General features: G+C 71.3%; 16 protein-coding genes. 4 read left to right on the top strand and 12 right to left on the bottom strand.

Annotated features, from left to right (window positions below; all coding sequences use genetic code 11):
• Window positions 1-86 precede the first annotated feature (86 nt).
• The 6 genes from ACK4UM_RS12650 to paaN all read right to left on the bottom strand — a co-directional run bounded on the left by ACK4UM_RS12650 (window position 87) and on the right by paaN (window position 6,472).
• Window positions 87-788: an ABC transporter ATP-binding protein gene (locus tag ACK4UM_RS12650; protein WP_409799434.1), complete on the bottom strand. Its 702-nt coding sequence runs from the start codon at window positions 786-788 to the stop codon at window positions 87-89.
• Entirely contained in the window at window positions 775-1,563 is a 789-nt protein-coding gene (locus ACK4UM_RS12645; protein WP_409799431.1) for an ABC transporter ATP-binding protein, read from the bottom strand. Before ACK4UM_RS12645 ends, ACK4UM_RS12650 begins: the two co-directional genes overlap by 14 nt.
• Complete coding sequence (locus tag ACK4UM_RS12640; protein ID WP_409799428.1) at window positions 1,560-2,516, bottom strand: branched-chain amino acid ABC transporter permease; 957 nt, start codon at window positions 2,514-2,516, stop codon at window positions 1,560-1,562. Before ACK4UM_RS12640 ends, ACK4UM_RS12645 begins: the two co-directional genes overlap by 4 nt.
• Before the next feature lie 2 nt (window positions 2,517-2,518).
• Window positions 2,519-3,391: a branched-chain amino acid ABC transporter permease gene (locus ACK4UM_RS12635; RefSeq protein ID WP_409799426.1), complete on the bottom strand. Its 873-nt coding sequence runs from the start codon at window positions 3,389-3,391 to the stop codon at window positions 2,519-2,521.
• Window positions 3,392-3,564: 173 nt separating this feature from the next.
• The gene (locus tag ACK4UM_RS12630; RefSeq protein WP_409799423.1) at window positions 3,565-4,701 is read right to left on the bottom strand and encodes an ABC transporter substrate-binding protein; all 1,137 of its coding nucleotides are present in this window, start codon (window positions 4,699-4,701) and stop codon (window positions 3,565-3,567) included.
• Window positions 4,702-4,795: 94 nt separating this feature from the next.
• On the bottom strand, window positions 4,796-6,472 hold the full coding sequence (paaN, locus tag ACK4UM_RS12625) for a phenylacetic acid degradation protein PaaN (protein WP_409799420.1): 1,677 nt from the start codon (window positions 6,470-6,472) through the stop codon (window positions 4,796-4,798).
• A 158-nt stretch (window positions 6,473-6,630) separates the two neighbouring features.
• Here paaN and paaG point away from each other — a divergent pair, with 158 nt between their 5' ends.
• The 4 genes from paaG to ACK4UM_RS12605 all read left to right on the top strand — a co-directional run bounded on the left by paaG (window position 6,631) and on the right by ACK4UM_RS12605 (window position 9,981).
• Window positions 6,631-7,425, top strand: a complete 795-nt coding sequence (gene paaG / locus ACK4UM_RS12620; RefSeq protein WP_409799417.1) for a 2-(1,2-epoxy-1,2-dihydrophenyl)acetyl-CoA isomerase PaaG — start codon at window positions 6,631-6,633, stop codon at window positions 7,423-7,425.
• A complete protein-coding gene (gene paaI, locus ACK4UM_RS12615; RefSeq protein WP_409799414.1) occupies window positions 7,422-7,859 on the top strand; it encodes a hydroxyphenylacetyl-CoA thioesterase PaaI in 438 nt (145 codons plus the stop codon). Before paaG ends, paaI begins: the two co-directional genes overlap by 4 nt.
• A 28-nt stretch (window positions 7,860-7,887) precedes the next feature.
• Window positions 7,888-9,198 carry a phenylacetate--CoA ligase PaaK gene (gene paaK / locus ACK4UM_RS12610; protein ID WP_409799411.1) on the top strand — a complete coding sequence of 437 codons (1,311 nt, stop codon included), beginning with the start codon at window positions 7,888-7,890 and terminating at the stop codon, window positions 9,196-9,198.
• Window positions 9,199-9,372: 174 nt separating this feature from the next.
• Window positions 9,373-9,981 carry a TetR/AcrR family transcriptional regulator gene (locus tag ACK4UM_RS12605; protein WP_409799408.1) on the top strand — a complete coding sequence of 203 codons (609 nt, stop codon included), beginning with the start codon at window positions 9,373-9,375 and terminating at the stop codon, window positions 9,979-9,981.
• 11 nt (window positions 9,982-9,992) lie between these two features.
• Here ACK4UM_RS12605 and ACK4UM_RS12600 read toward each other — a convergent pair whose 3' ends face one another.
• The 6 genes from ACK4UM_RS12600 to ACK4UM_RS12575 all read right to left on the bottom strand — a co-directional run bounded on the left by ACK4UM_RS12600 (window position 9,993) and on the right by ACK4UM_RS12575 (window position 21,927).
• Window positions 9,993-11,093 carry a M20 family metallopeptidase gene (locus tag ACK4UM_RS12600; protein ID WP_409799463.1) on the bottom strand — a complete coding sequence of 367 codons (1,101 nt, stop codon included), beginning with the start codon at window positions 11,091-11,093 and terminating at the stop codon, window positions 9,993-9,995.
• A gap of 160 nt (window positions 11,094-11,253) precedes the next feature.
• Window positions 11,254-12,039 (bottom strand): TIGR02186 family protein, encoded by a 786-nt coding sequence (locus ACK4UM_RS12595; protein WP_409799405.1) that lies wholly within the window; start codon window positions 12,037-12,039, stop codon window positions 11,254-11,256.
• Window positions 12,036-12,962 carry a sulfite exporter TauE/SafE family protein gene (locus ACK4UM_RS12590; RefSeq protein ID WP_409799403.1) on the bottom strand — a complete coding sequence of 309 codons (927 nt, stop codon included), beginning with the start codon at window positions 12,960-12,962 and terminating at the stop codon, window positions 12,036-12,038. Before ACK4UM_RS12590 ends, ACK4UM_RS12595 begins: the two co-directional genes overlap by 4 nt.
• A gap of 132 nt (window positions 12,963-13,094) precedes the next feature.
• The gene (locus tag ACK4UM_RS12585; protein ID WP_409799400.1) at window positions 13,095-17,204 is read right to left on the bottom strand and encodes a hypothetical protein; all 4,110 of its coding nucleotides are present in this window, start codon (window positions 17,202-17,204) and stop codon (window positions 13,095-13,097) included.
• Window positions 17,205-17,701: 497 nt separating this feature from the next.
• Window positions 17,702-20,806 (bottom strand): efflux RND transporter permease subunit, encoded by a 3,105-nt coding sequence (locus ACK4UM_RS12580; RefSeq protein WP_409799397.1) that lies wholly within the window; start codon window positions 20,804-20,806, stop codon window positions 17,702-17,704.
• A complete protein-coding gene (locus ACK4UM_RS12575) occupies window positions 20,803-21,927 on the bottom strand; it encodes an efflux RND transporter periplasmic adaptor subunit (RefSeq protein ID WP_409799394.1) in 1,125 nt (374 codons plus the stop codon). Before ACK4UM_RS12575 ends, ACK4UM_RS12580 begins: the two co-directional genes overlap by 4 nt.
• Window positions 21,928-22,072 lie beyond the last annotated feature (145 nt).

Here is a 22,072-nt window from a genome sequence, read left to right as displayed (position 1 = left end):
AGAGCCGGTCGTCGCATCAACGCGGCGCCCAAAGATGGGTTCCGAAGGAATCGAAAAATCGGTGGAAAAAATTTTCGCCTGCGAATTCAGATCCCGAGATAGGCCTCGCGCACCCGCGCATCGGCCACGAGATCGGATGCCGGCCCGCTCATCGCGATGCGCCCGGTCTCCATGACGTAGCCGCGATCGGCGATGGAGAGCGCCGCGAACGCGTTCTGCTCGACGAGGAGGATCGTCACGCCGAGCCCCTTGAGGGTCACCACCGCGTCGAGCACCTGGCGCGCGAGGATCGGCGCGAGCCCGAGACTCGGCTCGTCGAGGAGGAGGCAGGAGGGCCGGCTCATCAGCGCGCGGGCGATGGCGAGCATCTGCTGCTGGCCGCCCGAGAGCCCGCCGGCGATCTGCGCGCGCTTCTCGCGCAGGACGGGGAAGGTGCGGAAGGCCTCCTCCATGTCGGCGGCGACCCGGTCGTCCGAGAAGAGATAGGCGCCGAGCCGCAGGTTCTCCTCCACCGTCAGATTGGTGAAGATCTGCCGCCCCTCCGGCGATTGCGCGAGGCCGCGGGCGACGCGCACGTGAGGGCCGGCGCGCGTGACGTCCTCGCCGCGGAAATGCACGCGCCCGTGCGTCGTCGGGTGGACGCCCGAGAGGCAGCGCAGGAGCGTCGTCTTCCCCGCCCCGTTCGCGCCGACGACCGTGACGATCTCCCCCGAGCGCACTTCGAGATCGATCCCGTGCAGCACCTCGATGCGCCCGTAGCCGGCGCGAAGGCCTTCAACCGAGAGCATCGAGAGCCCCCTCCCCGCTCTGCGCGCCGAGATAGGCCTCGATCACCTTCGGATCGCGCGAGACCTCGGCCGGCGCTCCCTGCGCGATCTTCACGCCGTGGTCGAGCACGACCACCCGGTGGGAGATCTTCATGACGAGCTTCATGTCGTGCTCGACGAGGAGGACGCCGACGCCGTCCTTCGCGATCTCCGCGATGAGCGCGTCGATCTCCTCCGTCTCGACCGCGTTGCAGCCCGCGGCCGGCTCGTCGAGGAGGACGAGGCGCGGGCGCGCGGCGAGCGCGCGGGCGATCTCGAGACGCTTCAGGGCGCCGTAGGAGAGCGAGGACGCCTCGTTCTCCGCCCAGCGCGCGAGGCCGACGCGCTCGAGGAGCGCCATCGCGGCTGCCCGCGTCTCGCGCGTGCGCCGCCGCGAGGAGGGCAGGCCGAGCATGTCGGCGAGGATCGAGCCGCGCTCCATGAGGTGGCGCCCGGCCATGACGTTCTCGAGGATCGTCATGCGCGGATAGATCTGCAGGTTCTGGAAGGTGCGCGAGAGGCCGCGCGCGGCGAGCCTGTGCGGCTCGAGGAAGGTCACGTCCTCCCCGTCGAGCACGACGCGCCCGCGCGCGGGCCGGTAGAGCCCGGAGATCATGTTGAAGAGCGTCGTCTTCCCCGCACCGTTCGGCCCGATCACCGAGAGGATCTCGCCGGCATTCGCCTCGAAACTCACCGCGTCGACGGCCTTCACGCCGCCGAAATCGATGCCGAGGCCCTCGATGGAAAGAAGGCTCACGTCTTCCTCCTGCGCAGGCGCCGCACGAGCGTCGGCAGGACGCCGTCGGGCATGAAGATCATCACGAGCATCATGACGAGGCCCAGGATCAGGTGCTCGTATTCCTGGAAGACGGTCAGCACCTGCGGCAGCGCGGTCAGCAGCGCCGCGCCCATGATCGCGCCGAAGACGCTGCCCGCGCCGCCCAGCACCGTCATCGTCACCCATTCGACCGAATGCAGGAAGCCCGCCACGTCCGGCGTCACGAAGCGGTTGAGGAGCGCCTGAAGCGAGCCCGCGAGCGAGGCGTAGACGGCCGAGATCACGAAGGCGGCGAGCTTGTAGCGCGCGACGTCGACGCCCGCCGTGCGCGCGGCGACTTCCGAATCGTGGAGCGCGCGCAAGGCCCGGCCCGACGGGCTCGCATTGAGATTGAGCGCGATCAGCGCGCCGATCCACAGGACGATCCCGGTGAACCAGTACCACAGCACCGGCGCGCGCAAATCGAGCCCGATCGCGCGCGCGGCCTCGCGCAAGCCGAGATCCTCGACCGCGATCCCGTCCGGCCCGCGCGTCAGCCAGGCCTCGTTCGTCAGCACGATGAAGACGAGGATGCCGAAGCCGAGCGTCGCCACCGCGAGATAATGGCCCTTGAGCTTCAGGATCGGGCGCCCGATCAGGAAGGCGACGCCCGCCGACAGGAGGGCGCCGAGGAGCATGCACCAGGCGGGATGGAGCCCGAGATGGACGGGCCCGAGCGCGGCGGCATAGGCCCCGATCCCGGCGAAGCCCGCATGCCCGAGCGAGATCTGCCCGGCATAGCCGATCAGGATCACGAGCCCCGTCACCGCGAGCCCGTTGACGAAGATCAGCGCGCCGACCCGGTAATAGAAGGTCGTGGGGAAGAACACAGGCAGGATCGCGATGATGAGCGCGAGTGCGGTCAGCGTCGCGACGGCGGGCGAGATGCGCATCGTCAGACCCTCTCGGTCGCCGCCTTGCCGAACAGGCCCTGCGGCATCACGAAGAGCACCGCGAGGATGACGACGAAGGCCACCGCCTCCTTGTAGGCGGAGGAGACGTAGCCCGCCGTCATCGCCTCGACGAGGCCGAGCAGAAGCCCGCCGACGAGCGCGCCCGCCGGCACGCCCATGCCCCCCAGCATCGCCGCCGCGAAGCCTTTGAGCGCGAGCGGCACGCCGACGTCGAAGGCCGTGTTGGTGATCGGCGTGACGAGGACGCCGGCAAGCGCGCCGATCGCCGCCGAGAGCGCGAAGCTGAGCGTCAGCACGAAGCGCACGTCGATGCCCACCAGCATCGCGGCGAGCCGGTTGTTGGCGGTCGCGCGGATGGCCTTGCCGGTGATCGAATAGGTGACGAACAGATAGAGCGCCGCGAACACCGCCGCCGCGCCCGCGAGCACCCACAGGCTCTGCGGCAGGATCGTCGCCCCGCCGATCACGAAGGGCGCCTCGCCGGTGAAGGCGGGGAAGCGGTGGATCTGCTTGTCGAAGACGACCTGCGCCGTGCCGCGCAGGAAGATCGAGGCGCCGATCGTGATGATGATCAGCGAGACGATCGAGGCGTTGCGCGCGGGCTCTATCGCGAGCTTGTTGAGGAGGAGCCCGATGCAGGCCGTGATCACGATCGCCAGGATCGCGGCGGCCGCGATGGGGAGCCCCGCATAGCCGAGGAAGACGGTCAGCATTCCGCCCAGCATCACGAACTCGCCCTGGGCGAAGTTCACGACGCCCGACGCGTTGTAGATCATCGTGAACCCGAGCGCGACGAGCGCATAGACCGCGCCCACCGTCAGCCCGGAGAAGAAGAACTGCAGGAACTCGGCCATGATGCTCTCCTTTCGTCCCTCCCCGTAGGGGAGGGTGGACCGTGGAGCGGCAGCGACACGGGCCGGGTGGGGCCCGAAGGGTGGAGACTGTTCTTTGCGCGTCGTGCCCCACCCGACCTCCTTCGGCTTCGCCTCGGAGGCCACCCTCCCCTACGGGGAGGGAGGTCGCCCGCTCAATCCACGAGCACCCAATCGCCGCCCTGGATCTCGAGCATGCGGAAGGCGGAGAGGTCGAGGCCCATGTGGTCCGTCTCGGACATCGTGTAGATGCCCGTCGTCCCGACGAACCCGTCCGTCGCACGCAAGGCGTCGCGGATCGCGACCCCGTCGAGGCTGTCGGCGCGGGAGATGGCGTCGACCATCAGGCGGAAGGCGTCGTGGGCATAGCCGCCGAAGGTCGAGACCGGCTGGTTGAAGCGGCCCTCGAAGGCGTCGCGATAGGCGTGCACGACGTCGTGCTGCGGATCGTCCGCGGGGAGGATGTCGGCGACGAGAAGCGCGGTGCCGGGCAGGCGCACGCCCTCCGACGCGGGGCCGGAGAGCTCGATATAGCTGCGCGAGGCGACGCCGTGCGACTGGTAGAACGGCAGCTCGATGCCGAGCTGGGCGAAGTTGCGCGTCACCACCGTCGGGCCCTGGCCGAAGCCCGGATTGACGATCGCCTCGATGCCGGGCGTGTTGCGGAGCCGGGTGAGCTGGGGCGTCATGTCGGCGTCGGTCGGGCCGTAGGTCTCGTCCCCGACGATCTCGATGCCGGTTCCCTGCACCACGTCGAGGCATTGCTCGCGCATCGAGGCGCCGAAGCCGTCCGAGCCCGAGATCATGCCGACGCGGGTGAGCCCGCGGCTCTCGATGTCGGCGAAGATCTTCTCGCAGGCCATCCGGTCGGTGTGCGGCGTCTTGAAGACGAAGGGCTGAACCGGATCGATGATGACGACCGCGCCCGCGAGCGAGATGAACGGGATCTCCGCCTCGTTGAAGACCTGCGCCATCGCCATCGTCGTGCCGGTGGTCGAGCCGCCGATCACGGCGTGAACCTCGTCGTCCTCGACGAGGCGGGTGGCGAAGGTGCGCGCGCGGTTGGCGTCGCCGGCATCGTCGTAATGGATCAGCACGACGCGCTCGCCGTCGATGCCGCCATTCGCGTTGATCTCCTCGACGAGCATCTCGAGCGTCTTCAGCGCCGGATCGCCGAGGAACGAGGCGGGGCCGGTGACGGAGAGGCTCGCGCCGAGCCGGATTTCGGCCTGGGCGAGAGCGGTGGATGCGAGCAGAGCTGCGGCCGCGATTGCGGCCTTCTTCATCATCATTGAGCGATCCTCCCGAGATCGGTTGTTTGTCTCGTGGGGACGCGCGCTCTTTCCGGCGCGCGCCCCCGGGCCGTCCCCCTCTTGGGACAGGTCGTCAGGCAGCCTGCGGACGGCGCACCGCGACGATCCGGAAGCGTCCGGCGACGAAGGCGGTGTCGGTCAGGCTGGCATTCGCCGCCGGGTTGGCCCCGGTCGCGTGGTAGTCGCTGAAGGCGGCGGACTGGTTGACGTAGATGCCGCCGGTCAGATTGCAGGACAGGTTCGCGCCCGCCGCCGCGAAGGCGTCGGCTGCGCGCGCGAGGAAATCCTCGTCGGTCGCATAGACCGCGGCCGTGATCGCGCCGCGGGCGCGGGCGGAGGCGGCGGCGCGGGCGAGCGCGTCGTCGGCGTCCTTGCAGGCGACGACGAAGGCGATCGGCCCGAAGCGCTCCTCGGAATAGGCGTCCTCGGCGCTCGCCTCGACCGCGAGGATGAGCGGCGTCGCGGTGCGCACGTCGCCCGCGCCCTCGATCGGAGCGGAGGCGCGCACGACACGCCCGAGGCTCTCGGCCGAACGCACCCGCTCGATCGTCGCATCCGCCGCGATGGCGCCGCAGACCGCCATCGCGCGGGCGGGGTCGGAGAGGAGCTCGTCGACGGCGGTGGCGATGCCGGCGGCGACCTCGTCGAAGGACTTGTGGCCCTGATCGGTCTCGATGCCGCCCGCGGGCACGAAGACGTTCTGCGGCGCGGTGCACATCTGGCCGCTGTAGAGCGACAGCGAGAAGGCGAGGTTGCGGCACATGCCGGAGAATTTCGGCGCGCCCGCGATCACCACCGGGTTGATGCCAGCCTCCTCCGAATAGATCGCCGCCTGGCGCGCGTTCTGGCGCAGCCACGATCCGAAGGTCGAGGAGCCGGTATAGTCGATGATCGCGATCTCCGGACGCACGGCGAGATCGCGGGTGATCTCGGCGCCCGGCTCGTCGACCGCGAGCAGAACCGCATCCGCCGGCAACCCCGCCTCGGAGAGCACCTCGCGGGCGATCGCGACCGTCAGCGCGAGCGGCAGGATGGCGGAGGGATGCGGCTTCACGATCACCGGATTGCCGGTCGCCAGGCTCGCGAACAGGCCCGGATAGCCGTTCCAGGTGGGGAAGGTGTTGCAGCCGATCGTGAGCGCGAGGCCGCGCGGCACGATGCGCCATTCCTTCTCGAGCACGATCGGATCGCCCTTGCCCTCCTGCTTCGACCAGGTCGCGCGGGCGGGGGTTCGCGTCATCTCGGCATAGGCGTAGGTGACGGCCTCGAGGCCGCGATCCTGCGCGTGCGGGCCGCCCGCCTGGAACGCCATGGCAAAGCCCTGGCCGGTCGTGCGCATGACGGCGTTCGCCATCTCGAACGAGGCCTTGTTGAGCCGCGCCAGGATCTCGAGACACACGCCGACCCGCGCCTCGATGCCCGCCGCGGCGAGCGCCGGCGCCGCCCGCGAGGCGGCCTCGATCAGCGCCTCGACCGAAGCGCGCGGATAGCGGATGCCGAGCGCGCCGCCATAGGGCGAGACCTCCGCGCCCGCCTCGCCCGCATCGGCGGGGTGGCCGGGAAGGTCGAGACTTTTGCCGAGCCGCGCCTCGAAGGCGGCCTCGCCGTCGGCCTTGGCGGTCTCGCCGTAGATCTTGCCGCTCGGGATCTCGGGAAAAGCGGACCAGTAGTCGCGCCGGGCGCTCGCGGCGAGCGCGTCGTCGAGCGTCTTGCGATGGCGCTCGAAGAGAGCCGTTGCCTCGCGCGTCATGGGGGCGTCCTCCCGTGTTCGTGTTTGCCGGGGCCGCTCTCGAGGGCGCCTCCGGTGTGCGTGGCGCGAATAATTGACTGACCGGTCGGTTTATGCAAGACCTTTTGTCGACGACGACGACGGGGCCGCCAGACGCCCCGCGCCAGGGAGGAAATGCCATGGCCGAGGAAGTCCTGCTGCGCACGCTCGACGAGGGCGTGCTGCGCCTCGTGCTCAACCGCCCCGACAAGCTCAATTCCTTCGACGAGGCCCTCTCGCGCGCCGCGCTCGCCGCCTTCGAGGACGCCGCACGCGACGACGCGGTGCGCGCGGTCGTCCTCACCGGCGCGGGCCGCGGCTTCTGCGCGGGCCAGGATCTCGGCAAGCGCGACCCGCGCGCGGGCGGCCCGCCGCCCGATCTCGGCCACACGATCGAGACCTATTACAACCCGCTGGTGCGCGCGATCCGCGGCCTCGACAAGCCGGTCGTCTGCGCGGTGAACGGCGTCGCGGCGGGCGCGGGGGCGAACATCGCGCTCGCCTGCGACATCGTTCTCGCCGCGCGCTCGGCGAAATTCGTGCAGGCTTTCGCGAAGATCGGCCTCGTGCCGGATTCCGGCGGCACCTGGCAATTGCCGCGGCTCCTCGGCGAGGCACGGGCGAAGGCGCTCGCGATGCTCGGCGAGCCGCTCGATGCCGAGACGGCGGCCGCCTGGGGGATGATCTGGAAGGCGGTCGACGACGCGGCGCTCCAGGACGAGGCGATGGCGCTCGCAAAGCGCCTCGCATCCGGACCGACGGGCGCCTACGGCGCCATCAAGCGCGCGATCCACGCCGCCGCCACGCAATCGCTTGACGCCCAGCTCGACCTCGAGCGCGACCTCCAGCGCGAAGCCGGGCGCTCGCCGGATTACGCCGAGGGCGTCACGGCCTTCCTCGAAAAGCGCCCCGCCCGCTTCGGAGGCACGCGATGAGCGAGACCCCGCAAGACCCGCTCGCCCTCGCCCGCGCCTGCGCCGAGCGCATGTGGGCGGAGGACGAGGCGAGCCGCGCGCTCGGCATGGAGATCGTCGAGATCGGGCTCGGCCGCGCCGTGCTGACGATGCGCGTGCGCTCCGAGATGACCAACGGCCACAAGACGGCGCATGGCGGCTACGTCTTCACGCTCGCCGATTCCGCCTTCGCCTTCGCCTGCAACGGCACCGACCAGCGCACCGTCGCCCAGTCCTGCGCCATCACCTACATCGCGCCCGCCCGCGAGGGCGATCTCTTGCGCGCGGAGGCGGTGGAGGTTCATCGCGCCGGGCGCTCGGGGGTCTACGACGTGCGCGTCACCAATCAGGACGACGCCCTGGTCGCTCTGTTCCGCGGCCACGCCCGCACGGTGAAGGGCCGCATTCTCGAATAACGAAACCGAAAAGACCGAGGGAAACGCCATGGAGGACAGGACGCCCGATCGCGCGAGCCTCGATCCGATCGAGATCGCCTCGCGCGACGAGATCGAGGCGCTGCAGCTCGAGCGGCTCCGCTGGAGCCTGAACCACGCCTACGAGAACTCGCCCTTCTACCGCGCCCGCTTCGACGAGGCGGGCGTGCACCCGGGCGACGTGAAGGCGCTGTCCGACCTCGCGCGTTTCCCCTTCACCACGAAGCAGGACCTGCGCGACACCTATCCCTTCGGCATGTTCGCGGTGCCGCGCGAGAAGGTCGCGCGCATCCACGCCTCCTCGGGCACGACCGGCAAGCCGACCGTCGTCGGCTATACCAAGCGCGACATCGACATCTGGGCCGACCTGATGGCGCGCTCGATCCGCGCCTCGGGTGGGCGGCCCGGCGACGTCTGCCATATCGCCTACGGCTACGGGCTGTTCACCGGCGGGCTCGGCGCGCATTACGGGGCGGAGCGGCTCGGCTGCACGGTGGTGCCGATCTCGGGCGGGATGACCGAGCGGCAGGTGATGCTCATCGAGGATTTCCGCCCGAGCATCATCATGGTGACCCCCTCCTACATGCTCGCCATCCTCGACGAATTCCGCGCCCGCGGCATCGACCCGCGCGAGAGCTCGCTGCAGGTCGGCATCTTCGGCGCCGAGCCCTGGACGAACGCGATGCGCGAGGAGATCGAGCGCGCCTTCGACATGCATGCCGTCGACATCTACGGATTGTCGGAGGTGATGGGCCCGGGCGTCGCCAACGAATGCGTGGAGACGAAGGACGGGCTGCATCTCTGGGAAGACCATTTCTACCCGGAGATCATCGACCCGCACACGGGGCAGGTGCTCCCGGACGGCGAGGAGGGCGAGCTCGTCTTCACCTCGCTGACCAAGGAGGCGCTGCCCATCGTGCGCTACCGCACCCGCGACATCACCCGGCTGATGCCCGGCACCGCGCGCTCGATGCGGCGCATGGCGAAGATCACCGGGCGCTCGGACGACATGATCATCCTGCGCGGCGTCAACGTGTTCCCGACGCAGATCGAGGAGCAGATCCTGGCGGTCGCGGGCCTCTCGGCGCATTTCCAGCTCGTGCTGACCCGCGAGGGGCGCATGGACGAGATGGCTGTGCGCGTGGAGGCGCTGCCCGAGGCGGCGTCGGAAAGCGAGCGCGTGCAGCTCGGCGCGCTCCTCGCCCACCGCATCAAGAATCTCGTCGGAATTACCGCGCGCGTGGAGGTGGTGCGACCGGGAGACGTCGAGCGCTCCGTCGGCAAGGCCAAGCGCGTCGTTGACAAGCGCCCGAGAACGTGATGTTGCGCGAGCCTCCCTCCCCGGAGGGGAGGGCGGACGCCGGAGCGCAGCGACGGCGGCCGGGTGGGGCCCGGTTGGAGACGATCCTGCAAGCGTCGGGCCCCACCCGACCTCTCTCGCTGACGCTCGCGAGGCCACCCTCCCCTACGGGGAGGGATCAAGGGGGCTGAGCTCATGGCGCGCACCCGCGCGAACGATTACGACGACAAGCGCGACGCGATCCTGCGCGGATCCGCGGCGGCCTTCGCCGAGCGCGGGGTCGATCGCGCGTCGATGTCCCAGATCGCGGCCGAATGCGGCGTCTCGAAGGCGCTCCTCTACCATTACTACCAGAACAAGGAAGAGCTCGTCTTCGACATCATCCGCGGCCATCTCGAGGTGCTCGACGAGGCGCTCGCGCGGGTCGAGGAGGAGAGTGCCGCCGACGGCGCGGATGCCGACGAGCGCCTACGCCGGCTCGTCCATTGCGTGCTCGACCATTACCGGGACTCGGACGATCTCCACAAGGTGCAGCTCACCGGCATGGCGACCCTGCCCGAGGACAAGGCGGAGGTGATCCGCGACGTCGAGCGCGCGATCGTGCGCCGCTTCGCCGCGACCCTGCGCGCGGTCAACCCCGCGCTCTCCGGCGAGCGGCCCTATCTCATGCCGGTGACGATGTCCCTCTTCGGCATGATGAACTGGGTCTACATGTGGTTCCGCCCCGACGGCCCGATCTCGCGGGAGGAATATGCCGACCTCGCGACGCAGCTGATCCTCACGGGGGCGAAATCGGTGCGGTGAGGCGAGGCGGATCACCCGATCCGCGCCACCGTCCGCGCCATCGCCTGCGCGCGCGGCACGATGCTGTCGACCGCCATCCATTCCTGCGGCGAATGGGCGTTGCCGCCGACGGGGCCGACGGCGCACAAGGTCGGGCAGCCGACGCTCGCGGTGAAGCCGGAATCCGCGCAGCCGCCGGCGAACTCGCCCGCGACCGCGAGACCCGCCTCCCGCGCGGCCTCGGCATAATCGGAGAACAGAGCCTTCGAGCCCTCGTCCTGGACGAGCGGGTAGAACTCGCCCTTGATCCACAGCCGCGCGCTCGCGCCCGGCACGGTGGCGTGCGCGACGATCGCCTCGATCTTGCCCATCGCCTCGGCGCGCTGATCGGGCGTGACGTAGCGCAGGTCGATCTCCGCCTCGGCGAGCGGCGCGACCGTGTTGACCGATTGCCCGCCGCGCACGAGGCCGACATTGAGCGTGATGCCGCGCTCGAGATCGGTGAGGGCGTGCAGAGCCACGATCTTGTGGGCGAGCTCGCCGATCGCCGAGATGCCCTCCGCGAAATTGCCGCCCGAATGCGCGGCTTTGCCGGTCACCTCGAGCCCCATGAAGACGCCGCCCTTGCGGCCGGTCACCACGTTGCCGGAGGGCCGGCCGGGCTCGGAATTCAGGACGGCGCGCGCCTCCCGCGCCGTCGCCTCGATCAGGGGCCGGCAGGCGGGCGAGCCGATCTCCTCGTCGCTCGTGAACAGGCCGAGAAGCGGACGCGCCGCGCCGCCGCAGGCGTGCCAGCCGGCGAGCACGAAGGCGTTCATGACGAGCCCCGCCTTCATGTCGCAGACGCCCGGCCCGGTGGCGCGCCCGTCCTCGATGCGGAACGGCCGGCGCGCGACCTCGCCTTTGGGGAAGACCGTGTCGCAATGGCCCATCAGCACGATCGGCTCGTTGCCGCCGCCGCCGCCCGGCACGAAGGCCTTCAAGGCGTCGCCGAAGCGTTCGTTGGCGATCGTCGTCGTCTCGATGCCGTGCTCGGAAAAGAAGCGGGCGAAGCGCGCGACGACGGCGTCGACCCCCGGCTTGTCGTAGGAGCCCGAATCGATGTTCACGACCTCTTCGAGGAGCGCGATCATGTCGGGCTCGCGCTCGGCGAGCCAGGCGGCGACGGCATCGGCATTGGCGGGCACGGGGCATCTCCTCGGGCGGGGACCGGTCTTGCGAGGCTAGAGGCTCCGCGTGCCGCGTCCAAGGGTGCGCGACGCGAAAACCCGCCTGCGCGCCCCGCCCCGAGGCTCAGTCGCGCCGGAACACCACGCTCGCGAGCCAGCCGAGGAAGATCGCGAGCATCCCCGTGGCGAGGCCGTAGGCGAGCGGCTGCGTCTCCGCCGCCTCCGCGATCCGCTGCTCGACGCCGGTCTTGACGAGTTCGAAGGCGGTGATGTCGCGGGCGAGCAGGATGCCGTCGGCGAAGAGCAGCACCTCCACCTCGTAACTCCCCGGCGGGGCGTCCGCCGGCACCGAAATCGCGGCGCGGAAGATGTCCGGGCGCAGGAATGTGACGCCGCGCGGGTTCTCGCGATAGAGCCCCGCGCGGGCGCGCAGCCGCACGAGAGCCTCCTGGAACACGGCCTCGCGGCCTTCGCGCTCGACCGTCTCGCCCGGGCTCTCGGCGAGCGCGCGCAGACCGAGCCGCAGGCGCTCGCGCACGGGCGGGGTCGTGATGTCCTCGATCGGCGCGGAGGAGAGCACCGCGTAATAGGCGGGCACCTGCGCGAATTTCTGCTGCTCGCCGTTGATCCAGATCGGCCCGCGCCGCTCGCGCAGGCGGACCGTCAGGGTCTGCGGCGGCCCGCGCACGATGATGGCGGCGTGGTAGGCGCCCGAGCGCGCGATCGTCTGGGCATCGCGGCGCACGGCACCGAACAGCACGACCTGCGTGCCGACATAGGTCGAGGTGATCTGGACCTGGTGGCTCGACAGGGAGGTGACGAGCTGTTCGGCGCGCGCCGTCCCGATCGCGGCGAGGAGACCGGCGAGAAGCGCGAGGAAGACACGGAGCGGGCGCAGGAGACCGATCATCGGCCGCCCCCGGTCACCACGATCGAGAACAGCTCGGCCGGGCGCACGACGAGCTCGACCCCGAAGCGCAGGCCGACCCCGAGGATGAGGAGCGCGAGCAGGAGGCGGAACATGTCCGCGCGCAGGCCCGCACTCGCCCGCGCGCCGAACTGGGCCCCGAACACGCCCCCGACGATCAGCATGAGCGCGAGCACGAGATCGACCGCCTGGTTGAAGACCGCGTGCAGCACCAAGGCGGCGAAGGTCGTGCACAGGATCTGGAATTGCGACGTGCCGACGACCACGGCGGTGGGCACGCGGAACAGGTAGAGCAGCGCCGGCACCAGGATGAAGCCGCCGCCGATGCCGAGCATCGCGCCCGCGAAGCCGATCAGGAAGGCGATCCCCAGAAGCGGCAGAATGCTCATGTAGAGCTGCGACCGGTGGAAGCGCATGCGGAAGGGCAGCCCGAGATAGGCCGGGTGCTCGCCCGCGCGACGCCGGACGCGGACCTTGCCCTTGCGCGATTGCAGGAGCTCGCGAACGCTCTCGCGCAGCATCAGGCCGCCGACCACCGTGAACAGGGTCACGTACGAGACCACGATCAGCAAATCGAGCTGGCCCGCGCGGCGCACGGCGGCGAAGGCGAGGACGCCCAGCCCGGACCCGACGAGGCCGCCGCAGACGAGAACCGCCCCGAGCTTGAGATCGAGCGCCCGTCGCCGCAGCGCCGAAAGACCGCTCGTGGTCGAGGCCGCGACGATCTGAGCGGTCTGCGTCGCCACCGCCACGGCGGGGGGAATGCCGAGGAAGATCAGCAGCGGCGTCATCAGGAAGCCGCCGCCGATGCCGAACAGCCCGGAAATGAAGCCGACGGCGGCGCCCAGCCCCAGGATCAGGAACAGGCTGACCGACATCTCGGCGACGGGCAGATAGATCGACAAGGGCCCTTCCTCGAACACGCGGCGAACGACGATCGCGCGCGGCCGGTCTCCCGCCCGCGCGAATCGGATTAGCCCCCGCCGGTGACGATGTCGTGGCCGTCAGGATGCGGCGCGCCGCCGCTGGCGACGGGCTCAGGCGAAGGATGCGCGCAAGGAGATGCCCGCGGAGCGATCGTTCCACCCCTCGGCCGGAATCGCAACCTCGTTCGCGGCCGGATCGGGCGTTTCGGGTCTCCAGACGCCGGCGGCGGCGTCGGCGGCGAGGCGATCGGCCTCCGCGAGGCGCAAGCCGACCTCCTCCTTGCGGGCGGCCGCGTCGGAATCGCCGCCCGCGGCGGCGATCGCGAACCAGGTATAGGACGCCACGAGATCCTGCGGTGTGCCGAGGCCCCGCGCGAGGAGGACGGCGAGATTGTACTGGCTGTCGCGCACCCCGTGCTCCGCCGCGCGGCGGAACCAGCCGATCGCGCCGGTATAATCCGGCGTGCCCGCGACGCCCTCGGCGAGGAGGACGGCGAGGTTGTGCATGGCGGTGACGTTGCCGCTCTCCGCCGCGCGCCGGTACCAGATCTCGGCCGATTGCGGATCGCGGGCGACCCCGATGCCCTTGTCGTGGATCTGGCCGATCCGATATTGCGCCGGCACGAGCCCGGCCTCGGCGGCACGCTCGAACAGCCGCGCCGCCGTCTCGGCGGCGCGCGGGAGGGCGCGCCCCGCGGAGAGCTGCTCGGCGAGGACGTAGAGCGCGATCCGGTCGCCGTCGCGGGCGGCCTCGCGCAGCCGCTGCGTGCCGACGCTCGCGGGGACCTCGACGCCGGCGACGATCGTCGGCGTGCCGCCGATCACGGCCGCGAGGCCGTCGCGCCGCGGCGGCAGCACCATGCCCGACATCCCGCCCGGGCCGGAGCGGACGAGATCGTCGGCGGGGATCACGGCCGCCGGTCCCGCGACGCCGCCCATGGCGAAGGTCGGCGCACGCGGCCCGGGTTCGGGGAGCGCCTCCGTCGTCTCGGGCACGAACAGGTCTTCCTCCGGATCGGCACCCGGATCCGGCGCCCGTCCGCTCGCGGTGACGCTCGGCTCCGTCGTCGCGACGGGAGCGGCGATCTCGGGCGCGGGGGCGGCGAGGCGCTCCTCGACAGGGGCGCGGACGGGTTCGGCCATTTCGGCGGGCGCCTCGGGCGCCGTGACGACGGCGCGGCCGATCTGCAGGGCGCCGAGCGCGAGCACGATCGCGGCGAGCCCCATCAGAAGGGGCTTGCGGCGCCGCTCGATCAAGCCGCGCATGCGCTGGGCGAGGCTCGCGGGGGCGGCGCGTCCGGTCTCGATCGCCTTTTCCGGCTCGCTGCGGGCGGCGGCCGCGGCCTCGGCCGCGGCGGATTGGGCGGCGCGACGGGCAGCGGCGATGAAGCTCGCCTTGATGTCCCCCGGCTCCGCCTCCTCTCCGAGATTGCGCGGGCGCGCGAGGTCGCTCGCGGCGGCCGAGCCGCGACCGCCGTCGGGGCGGCCGGAGCCCGGCTCGAGCAGGATGTCGTCGAGGCTCGCGAGCGGGTCGTCCGCGCCCTCGCGCCGCGGCGCGCGCGAAGCGGGCGCGGCCGCCATCGGCTCGCCAGCGGCGATCGCCTGCGTGCGCCGCGCGAGGCGCTCGATCGGGTCGAGTTCGCGCGCGGGTGCGGCCTCGGGCTCTCCCCGCTCTGCAGGGGCGGCGCCGGCCTTCGGGCGAGGACGCCGCGCGTCCTTCGCGCCGTCGGCGCGCGGCGCCTGCTCGAGCCCGGCGAGACGGCCGACGAGCGCCTCCAAGGTGGTATGGACGGCCGACAGCGTGTCGCGGCTCTTGCGATCGGCGTCGCTCTGCGCGGCCCTCAACTCGCCGAGCGAGCGCTCGATCAGAGCGAGGGCGGCGTCGTCCTCGTCATCGTCCTCGGCGCGTGCAGCCGGCTCGCGCAGCTCGTCCTTGAGACCCTCCACCTGCGCCATCAGCGCGCTCATGCTGCGCTCGAGGCTCGCGAGCGCCGGATCGGGCGCGGCCTCGCGGTCGAGGCGTGCGGCGATCTCCCCGATCTGCCGCTCGAGCGCCTCGAGCCCGTCCTCGTTGCCGGCGCGGTCGATCTTCTCGGCGAGCTTGCCGAGCATCTGCTCCAACGGCTCGAATTCGCTGCGGTCGCGCGGGCGCGCGAGGCTCTCGTCGATCCGGTCGAGCCGGCGCATCAGCCCCTCGATGTCGAGCCCGTGCGAGGCGGGGGGCGCCTCGCGCATCGCGTCGAGCTTCTCGGCGAGCACGTCGAGCCGCGCGACGAGGGCCGCGGGCGCGACCGAGCCGGAGGGCGCCGCGAGCGAGGCCGAGAGGCGCGCCGAGAGGCCTTCCGAGAGACGCTCGGAGAGGCTCCCCGAGAGCGATTCGGAGAGCCGCGCCTCGAGCGCGGCGATCTCGCGGGCGACGGGGGAGAGGTCGGGCGCGCCGGGCTCGCGCGCCGCGAGCGCGTCGATGCGCGCGCCCAGCGTCTCGATCTGGCCGGCGAGCGGGGAGAGGTCGACGCTCGCGCCCGTCTCGACGCGGGCCGCCGATCGCGAGAGCGTCTCGATCTGGCGGGCGAGCGCGCCGAGGTCGGAGCCCGAGACCATCCCGGCGATCGAATCGAGCTTCTCGCCGAGGCCCTCGATACGGTCGACGAGCGCGGCGAGCGCGCTCTCGCGGGCGGCGACCGCCTCGCGAGCGGCGGCCTCCTCGGCCTCGCGCCGCGCCGTGCTGCCGCGGATCTCCTCGACCGCGCTGCGCACGCCCGCGAAATCGATCGGGTCGATCTGGGCGCGGGCGATGCGCGCGACCTGGGCGGTGAGTTCGGCGACCTGCTCGGCGAGACCGTCGACGCGGCTCGGCTCGGCGATCTCGGCGAGGAGCGCACGCAGGTCGGCGAGCTGATCGGCGAGCCCCTGCACGATGCGCGGCTCGACGCCGGCATCGGCGACGAGGTCGATCTTGTGCGACAATTCCTCGACGACGCCCACGAGCGTGTGCGGCGAGACCCGCGCGACCTCGTCGGAGAGGCGGCGCATCTCGCTCTCGAGCCGCGAGAGCGTCGCGCCGATCGCCCCGGCATCGGGCGCGCCGACGCCGAGCTTGGCCTGGAGGAGGCTCTGGGAGGCCTCGCGGGCGAGATCGCGCAGGACGCCTTCGAGCGCGCCGATCTCCTCGCGCGTGGCGAGCGCGGAGACCCGATCGCGCAGCATCGCGATCTCGGCCCGCACGCTCTCGGCGGCCGGCGCCTCGCCGCGCGGCTTGAGCGTGTCGAGCTGGCCGGCGAGCTTGGCGATGTCGGCGCGCAGGCTGCCGAGGATGTCCGAATGGGTTCGGGCGCCGGCCGGCTCCTGCGCGCCGCGGGCAAGGCCGGGCGCCTCGAGCTCGGCCTGACGCGAGCGGATCTCGGCCACCGCGCCGACGAGCTCGTCGCGCACCGAGAGGCCGCGGCGGCCCAGGGGCCGTCCGGGCACGGACGGGGCGGGATTGGAGGGGGCGGGCGCCATCCGCTCGCCGATCGCGGCGATGCGGCTCTCGAAGCCGGCGAGCGCCTCGGCGAGGCGGGCGTCGAGCCGCGTCTCGCTCTCCTTGGCGACGTCGCCGGCCGCGCGGCGCTCGGCCTCGGCGCGGGCGATGTGCTGCTCGAGCTTCTCCACCGCCTTCAGGGCCGCGGAGACGGAGGCCGGGTTGCCCTCGGCGACCTTGCGCTCGATGTCGTCGAGCCGGCGCGTCATCAAGCCGAGCGCCTCGCCGAGCACGTTCGCCGTGCGGTCCTGACGCTCGGCGACGGTGCGCGTCGTCTCGCTCATGCGATCCTCGGCGCGCTCGATCCAGCGCGCGACCGAATCGAGCGCCTCCGCCGTCTTCGAGGCGCTCTCGCGGGCGCGACGATCCTGCTCGGCTGTGAGCGCCGCGATGACCTGGTCGATGCTGCGCGGCTGGCCGCCGCCGGCCGGCGCCGCGGCGGCGGACGCGCGCGGATTGCGGGTGACGCGGCCGAGCCGCGAGGCGACGCTGTCGAGATCCTCGTAAGCGCCCCCGCTCGCGGGCGCGGCCCGGCGACGCGGCGTCTCGCCGGAATAGGCGCGCGCGGCGCGGTCGGCGATCGTGACGGACAACCATTCGTCGAGGCTCATCCCGGCGCGGCGCGCGGCCTCGCGCGCGGCGTCGCGGACGTCGGGGTCCAAACCCTCGAGATTGAAGCTCTGTTGAACGCTCTGCCGCATCGCCGCACTCTCGGTCCTCTGAGCCGCCGGCCTCGCGACGACGGCCCCCCGGGACATGTCGAGCGGCCCTTGCGAGGGCCACGGGAGAGGCGACGCCCCGAGCGCCTCCCCGTCGGCACCGCGCCCGCCCCGGCAGACCGTTACGACACGGTTGCGGGCATGCGCCGACACCTCGACATTTGGCCATCAACGTAAATGTCCGGTTAATGGGAGCGGCGTCTTTCTTTACGAATCGTGTCCGCGACCGCCGCGCGCCCGCGACAGGCGCCGCACGATCGCTCATTGAACCGGGTGGGCGGCGCCAGGACGGGCGCGCGCCGACGATCCGGGATTACGCGGATCGGATTCTCCCCGACTCCCACTGCCGCCCCGCTTCGTGGTTTCATGACGGGATCGGCGGCACGCGCCCCTGTGCTCCGACACTGACGACTTCGCGATGAAGGCCTCGTCGACCGCTCGGCTCTCCGGGCGGTCTTTTCTTTTTCGGCCTCCCCCGCTCACGTCGCGGGGTGCGGCGCAGCCGGCGGTCCTTCCTCCAGCGGGGCGTCGGGGTCGCCCGGCAGCGTCTGCGGCGCGAGCTCCCTGCGCGAGACGAGCACGTAGACGGTCGGCACCACGAACAGGGTGAACAGCGTCCCGACGGTGATGCCCGAGAAGATCACGAGGCCCATCGAGAAGCGCGCCGCAGCGCCCGCCCCGTCCGCCGTCATCAGAGGCACGACGCCGATCGCGGTCGCCGCCGTCGTCATCAGGATCGGCCGCAGGCGCAACCGCGCGGCCGCGATCATGCCCTCCTCGCGGGTCATCCCGCGCTCGCGCCGCATCTGGTTGGCGAATTCGACGAGCAGGATGCCGTGCTTCGTGATCAGACCGATCAGCGTGATCATCCCCACCTGCGTGTAGATGTTGAGCGTCGAGAGGCCGAGATTGAGCGGCACGATCACGCCGAAGATCGAGAGCGGCACCGACATCAGGATCACGAAGGGGTCGCGGAAGCTCTCGAACTGCGCCGCGAGCACGAGGAAGATGACGACGATCGCGAGGGCGAAGGCGATCACGATCGTGTTACCCTCGCTCACCTCCAGGCGCGATTGCGCGGCGTAGTCGACGAAGAACCCGTCCGGCAGGAGCGGGCGCGCGATCTCCTCGATGAGCGCGAGGCCGTCGCCCGTCGAGACGCCCGGCAGCGGCAGCGCGGTGATCGTCGCCGAGTTGAGCTGGTCGAATTGCTCGATCGCGGCCGGCGCGGCGCGGGTGTCGATGCGCACGACGGCCGAGAGCGGCACCATGTCGCCCGTCGTCGAGCGCAGGTAGAAGCGCCCGAGCCGCTCGGGATTGTCCCGGAACTCGGCCGGCACCTGCATGATCACGTCGTAGGAGTTCGAATCGCGGTCGAACTGCCCGATTGCGCCCCCGCCGACGAGGAGGCCGAGCGTCGCGCCGATCTGGCTCGGCGGCACGTTGAGCGCCGCCGCGCGGTCGCGGTCGATGCTCACGACGACCTGCGTCGTGTCGTAGGACATCGAGTTCTGGACGACGATGAAGCGCCCTGACGCCTGCGCCTCCTGACGGATGCGCTCGGCGACCTCGTAGACGCGTGCGGGGTCGCCCGTCGTCTGGAGGACGAGGGAGATCGGCAGCCCGCCGCCGGCGCCCGGCAGCGAGGGCGGCGAGAAGACGAAGGCCTGGACGCCGTCGACCGGGGCGATGCGCGCCTGGAGATCGCCCTGGATCTCCTTCTGCGAGCGGTCGCGCTGCGCCCAGTCTTCGAAGGCCCACAACGCGATGCCGGAATTCGTGCCGCCGCCGAAGCCGACGACGGAGAAGCTCGCCGAGAGCTCCGGCAGGTCCTGCGTGCGGTCGCGGATCTCCTCGACGTAGCGGCGGGTGTAGTCCGACGTGGCGTAGGCGGGGGCGTTGACGATGGCGAAGAGCGCGCCGACGTCCTCCTCGGGCGCGAGCTCGCTCGAGGTCTTGGTGAAGAGCCAGCCGGTCAGCGCGGTGAGCACGACGACGATCAGGATCGTGACCGGCTTCACCCGGAAGGAGCCCGCGACGCGGCGCTCGTACCAGCCCTCGAGCCGGGTGAAGGAGCGGTCGACGGCGCGCTGGAAGCGGCCGGGCTCTCCCCCCTTGAGGACGCGCGCGGCCATCATCGGCGAGATCGTCAGGGCGACGATGCCCGAGATGAACACGGCGCCCGCGAGCGTCACCGCGAATTCGCGGAACAAGGCGCCGGTGAGCCCGCCGGTGAAGAAGAGCGGCGTGAACACCGCCACCAGCGTGAGCATCATGGCGATGATCGGCGTGAACAGCTCCTTCATCGCGACGAAGGCCGCCCCGCGCGGGCTCATGCCCTCCTCGATGTGACGCTGCACGTTCTCGACGACGATGATCGCGTCGTCGACGACGAGCCCGATCGCGAGCACCATCGCGAGCAGCGTCAGGAGGTTGATCGAATAGCCCATCAGGAAGAGGACGAAGAGCACGCCGACGAGCGAGAGCGGGATCGCGACGAGCGGCATCGCGACCGAGCGGAACGAGCCGAGGAAGAGGAGGATGACGAGGGCGACGATCACAGTCGCCTCGACGATGGTGCGGAACACCTCCCGAATCGAGGCGGCGATCTGCTCGGTCGAATCGTACATGAGCGTCATCGTCATGCCCTCCGGCAGGCTCGCCTGGATGGCGGGCAGCTCGGCGACGACGGCGGCGGCCATGTCGAGGGGGTTCGCGCCCGGCGTCGGGAACACGCCGATGAAGGTGCCGGGCCGGCCGTCGAACTCGACGATGGTGTCGGTCGATTCCGCGGCGAGTTCGATGCGCGCGACGTCGCGCAGCCGCACGACCCCGTCGCCGGAGCCGGAGATCGCGAGCGCGCCGAAGCTCTCGGGGCTCTGCAGCGTCGAATCCATCGCGATCGCGTAGGTGACGAGCTCGTTGCGGGTGCGGCCGGGCGCGGCGAGGAAGCTCGAGGCGTTGATCGCCGTGCGCACCTCGGCGGCGGTCAGGCCGCGGGCGGCGAGGCGCACGGGGTCGATCCAGACGCGCATGGCGAATTTCTGCCCGCCGAGCACCTGGCTCTCGGCGACGCCGGGAATCGTCGACATGCGCGGGCGAATGACGCGCTCGATGTATTCCGTCACCTGCGTCGGGGTCATCTGCGGGTTCTGGACCGCGAGATACATCGTCGCGAAGGTCATGCCCGTGCCCTTGACGATGCTCGGGTCCTGCGCGTCCTGCGGCAGGCGGCTGCGCACCTCCTGGACCTTGGACATGATCTCGGTGAGCGCCGCGTCCGGGTTCGACCCGAGCCGCATGTTCACCGTCACGACGGAGGCGGAGGGACGCGACTGCGTGGTGACGTAGTCGACGTTCTCCGCGGTCGCGACCGCGGTCGCGATCGGCGCGGTGACGAAGCCCTGGATCAGGTCGGCGGCCGCACCCGGATAGACGGTCGTGATCGTGATCACGGTCTCGTCGACCTGCGGATATTGCCGCGTCTGCAGCGAGAACAGCCCCTGGAAGCCCAGGAGCAGGACCAGCGCGCCGAGCACCGTCGAGAGGACGGGGCGCTTGATGAAGACGTCCGAGGGGCTCATTGCGCGGCGGCCTCGCTGGCCTGGATCGGGGAGCGATCGGAGGCGGGTGTCGGCGAGAGGGTGACGGGCGACCCGTTCGAGAGGCGGTTCTGACCCGCGGCGACGACGACGGCGCCGGCCTCGAGCCCCGAGCGGATCTCGACGCGCCCGTCGAGGCGGCGGCCCGGCTCGACGAAGACCTGCCGCGCCTCGAGGCGCTCGGGATCGCCCTCGGAGGGGCGCACGACATAGACGAAATCGCCGTAGAGGCTCGAGATCAGCGCCGTCTGCGGCAGCGCGATGACGCCGTCCTCGCGCGGCAGGTCGATCGCGATGCGCACGAACTGGCCGGGCGTGAGCGTGCCGCGCGTCTCCGTGATCGAGGCGCGCACGGCGAAGAGCCGGCTCGACGGGTCGACGCGCGGGTCGATGCCGACGATCTCGCCGTCATAGGCGCTCGCCCCGCCCTCGATGCGGACATGGACCGGCTGGCCGATGGCGACGTTCGGCAATTCCTGCTCGGGCAGGAGAAAATCGACGCGCATCGTGTCGAGATCCTGGAGCGTCGCCACCGCCGTGCCGGGCGACAGGAACTGCCCGAGATCGACGCGGGGCAGGCCGATCGTGCCGGCGAAGGGCGCGACGACGGTGCGCTGCTCGAGCACGGCGAGCGCGCGGGCGAGCTGCGCCTCGGAGGCGCGCGCGGCGCTCTCGGCGGTCTCGACGCCGACATTGGTGCCCGCGCCGCGGGCCTGGAGATCGCGCGCGCGCTCGAGGCTCTGCACGTCGAGCTCCCAGCGCGTGCGCGCCGCCTCGACCTCCGCGCGCTGGATCGTGTCGTCGAGCCGCACCAGGAGATCGCCCGCCTCGACGCGCGTGTTCGAGCGGAAGGCGATCTCGCGCACGATGCCGGCGGCCTCCACCGTGAGATCGACGCCCTGCGCGGCGTTCGCCGTCCCGATCGCGTCGATCGCCGGCTGCCAGGAGACGGGCTGCGCCTCGACGGTGGCGACCGGAGAGGGGGCGACGGGCATGTTCGCGAAGAAATCCGCGATCATGCGGTCGCGAAACAGGTTGAAGCCGACGAGGCCTCCGCCCACCAGGGCGAGGAGCACGATTGCGGCGACGAGGCGCTTGATCATCGGAGCGGTCTCTTCTCTCTGCCGGAGAATGTCTGGACGCGATGGCCGGGGCGCCTGTGCCGCCGCCCCGCTTGCGTCTCGGTCCGAAAGGACTATACCGTCCGGACGGTTTGGAAGTGCACCCTCAGGGCGCCGATGTCAAGGA

The sequence above is a fragment of the Salinarimonas sp. genome (genome assembly GCF_046292825.1).
GTDB lineage: Bacteria > Pseudomonadota > Alphaproteobacteria > Rhizobiales > Beijerinckiaceae > Salinarimonas.
Note: the sequence above shows the minus strand (reverse complement) of the source record. Positions and strands in the feature narration are given on the sequence as shown.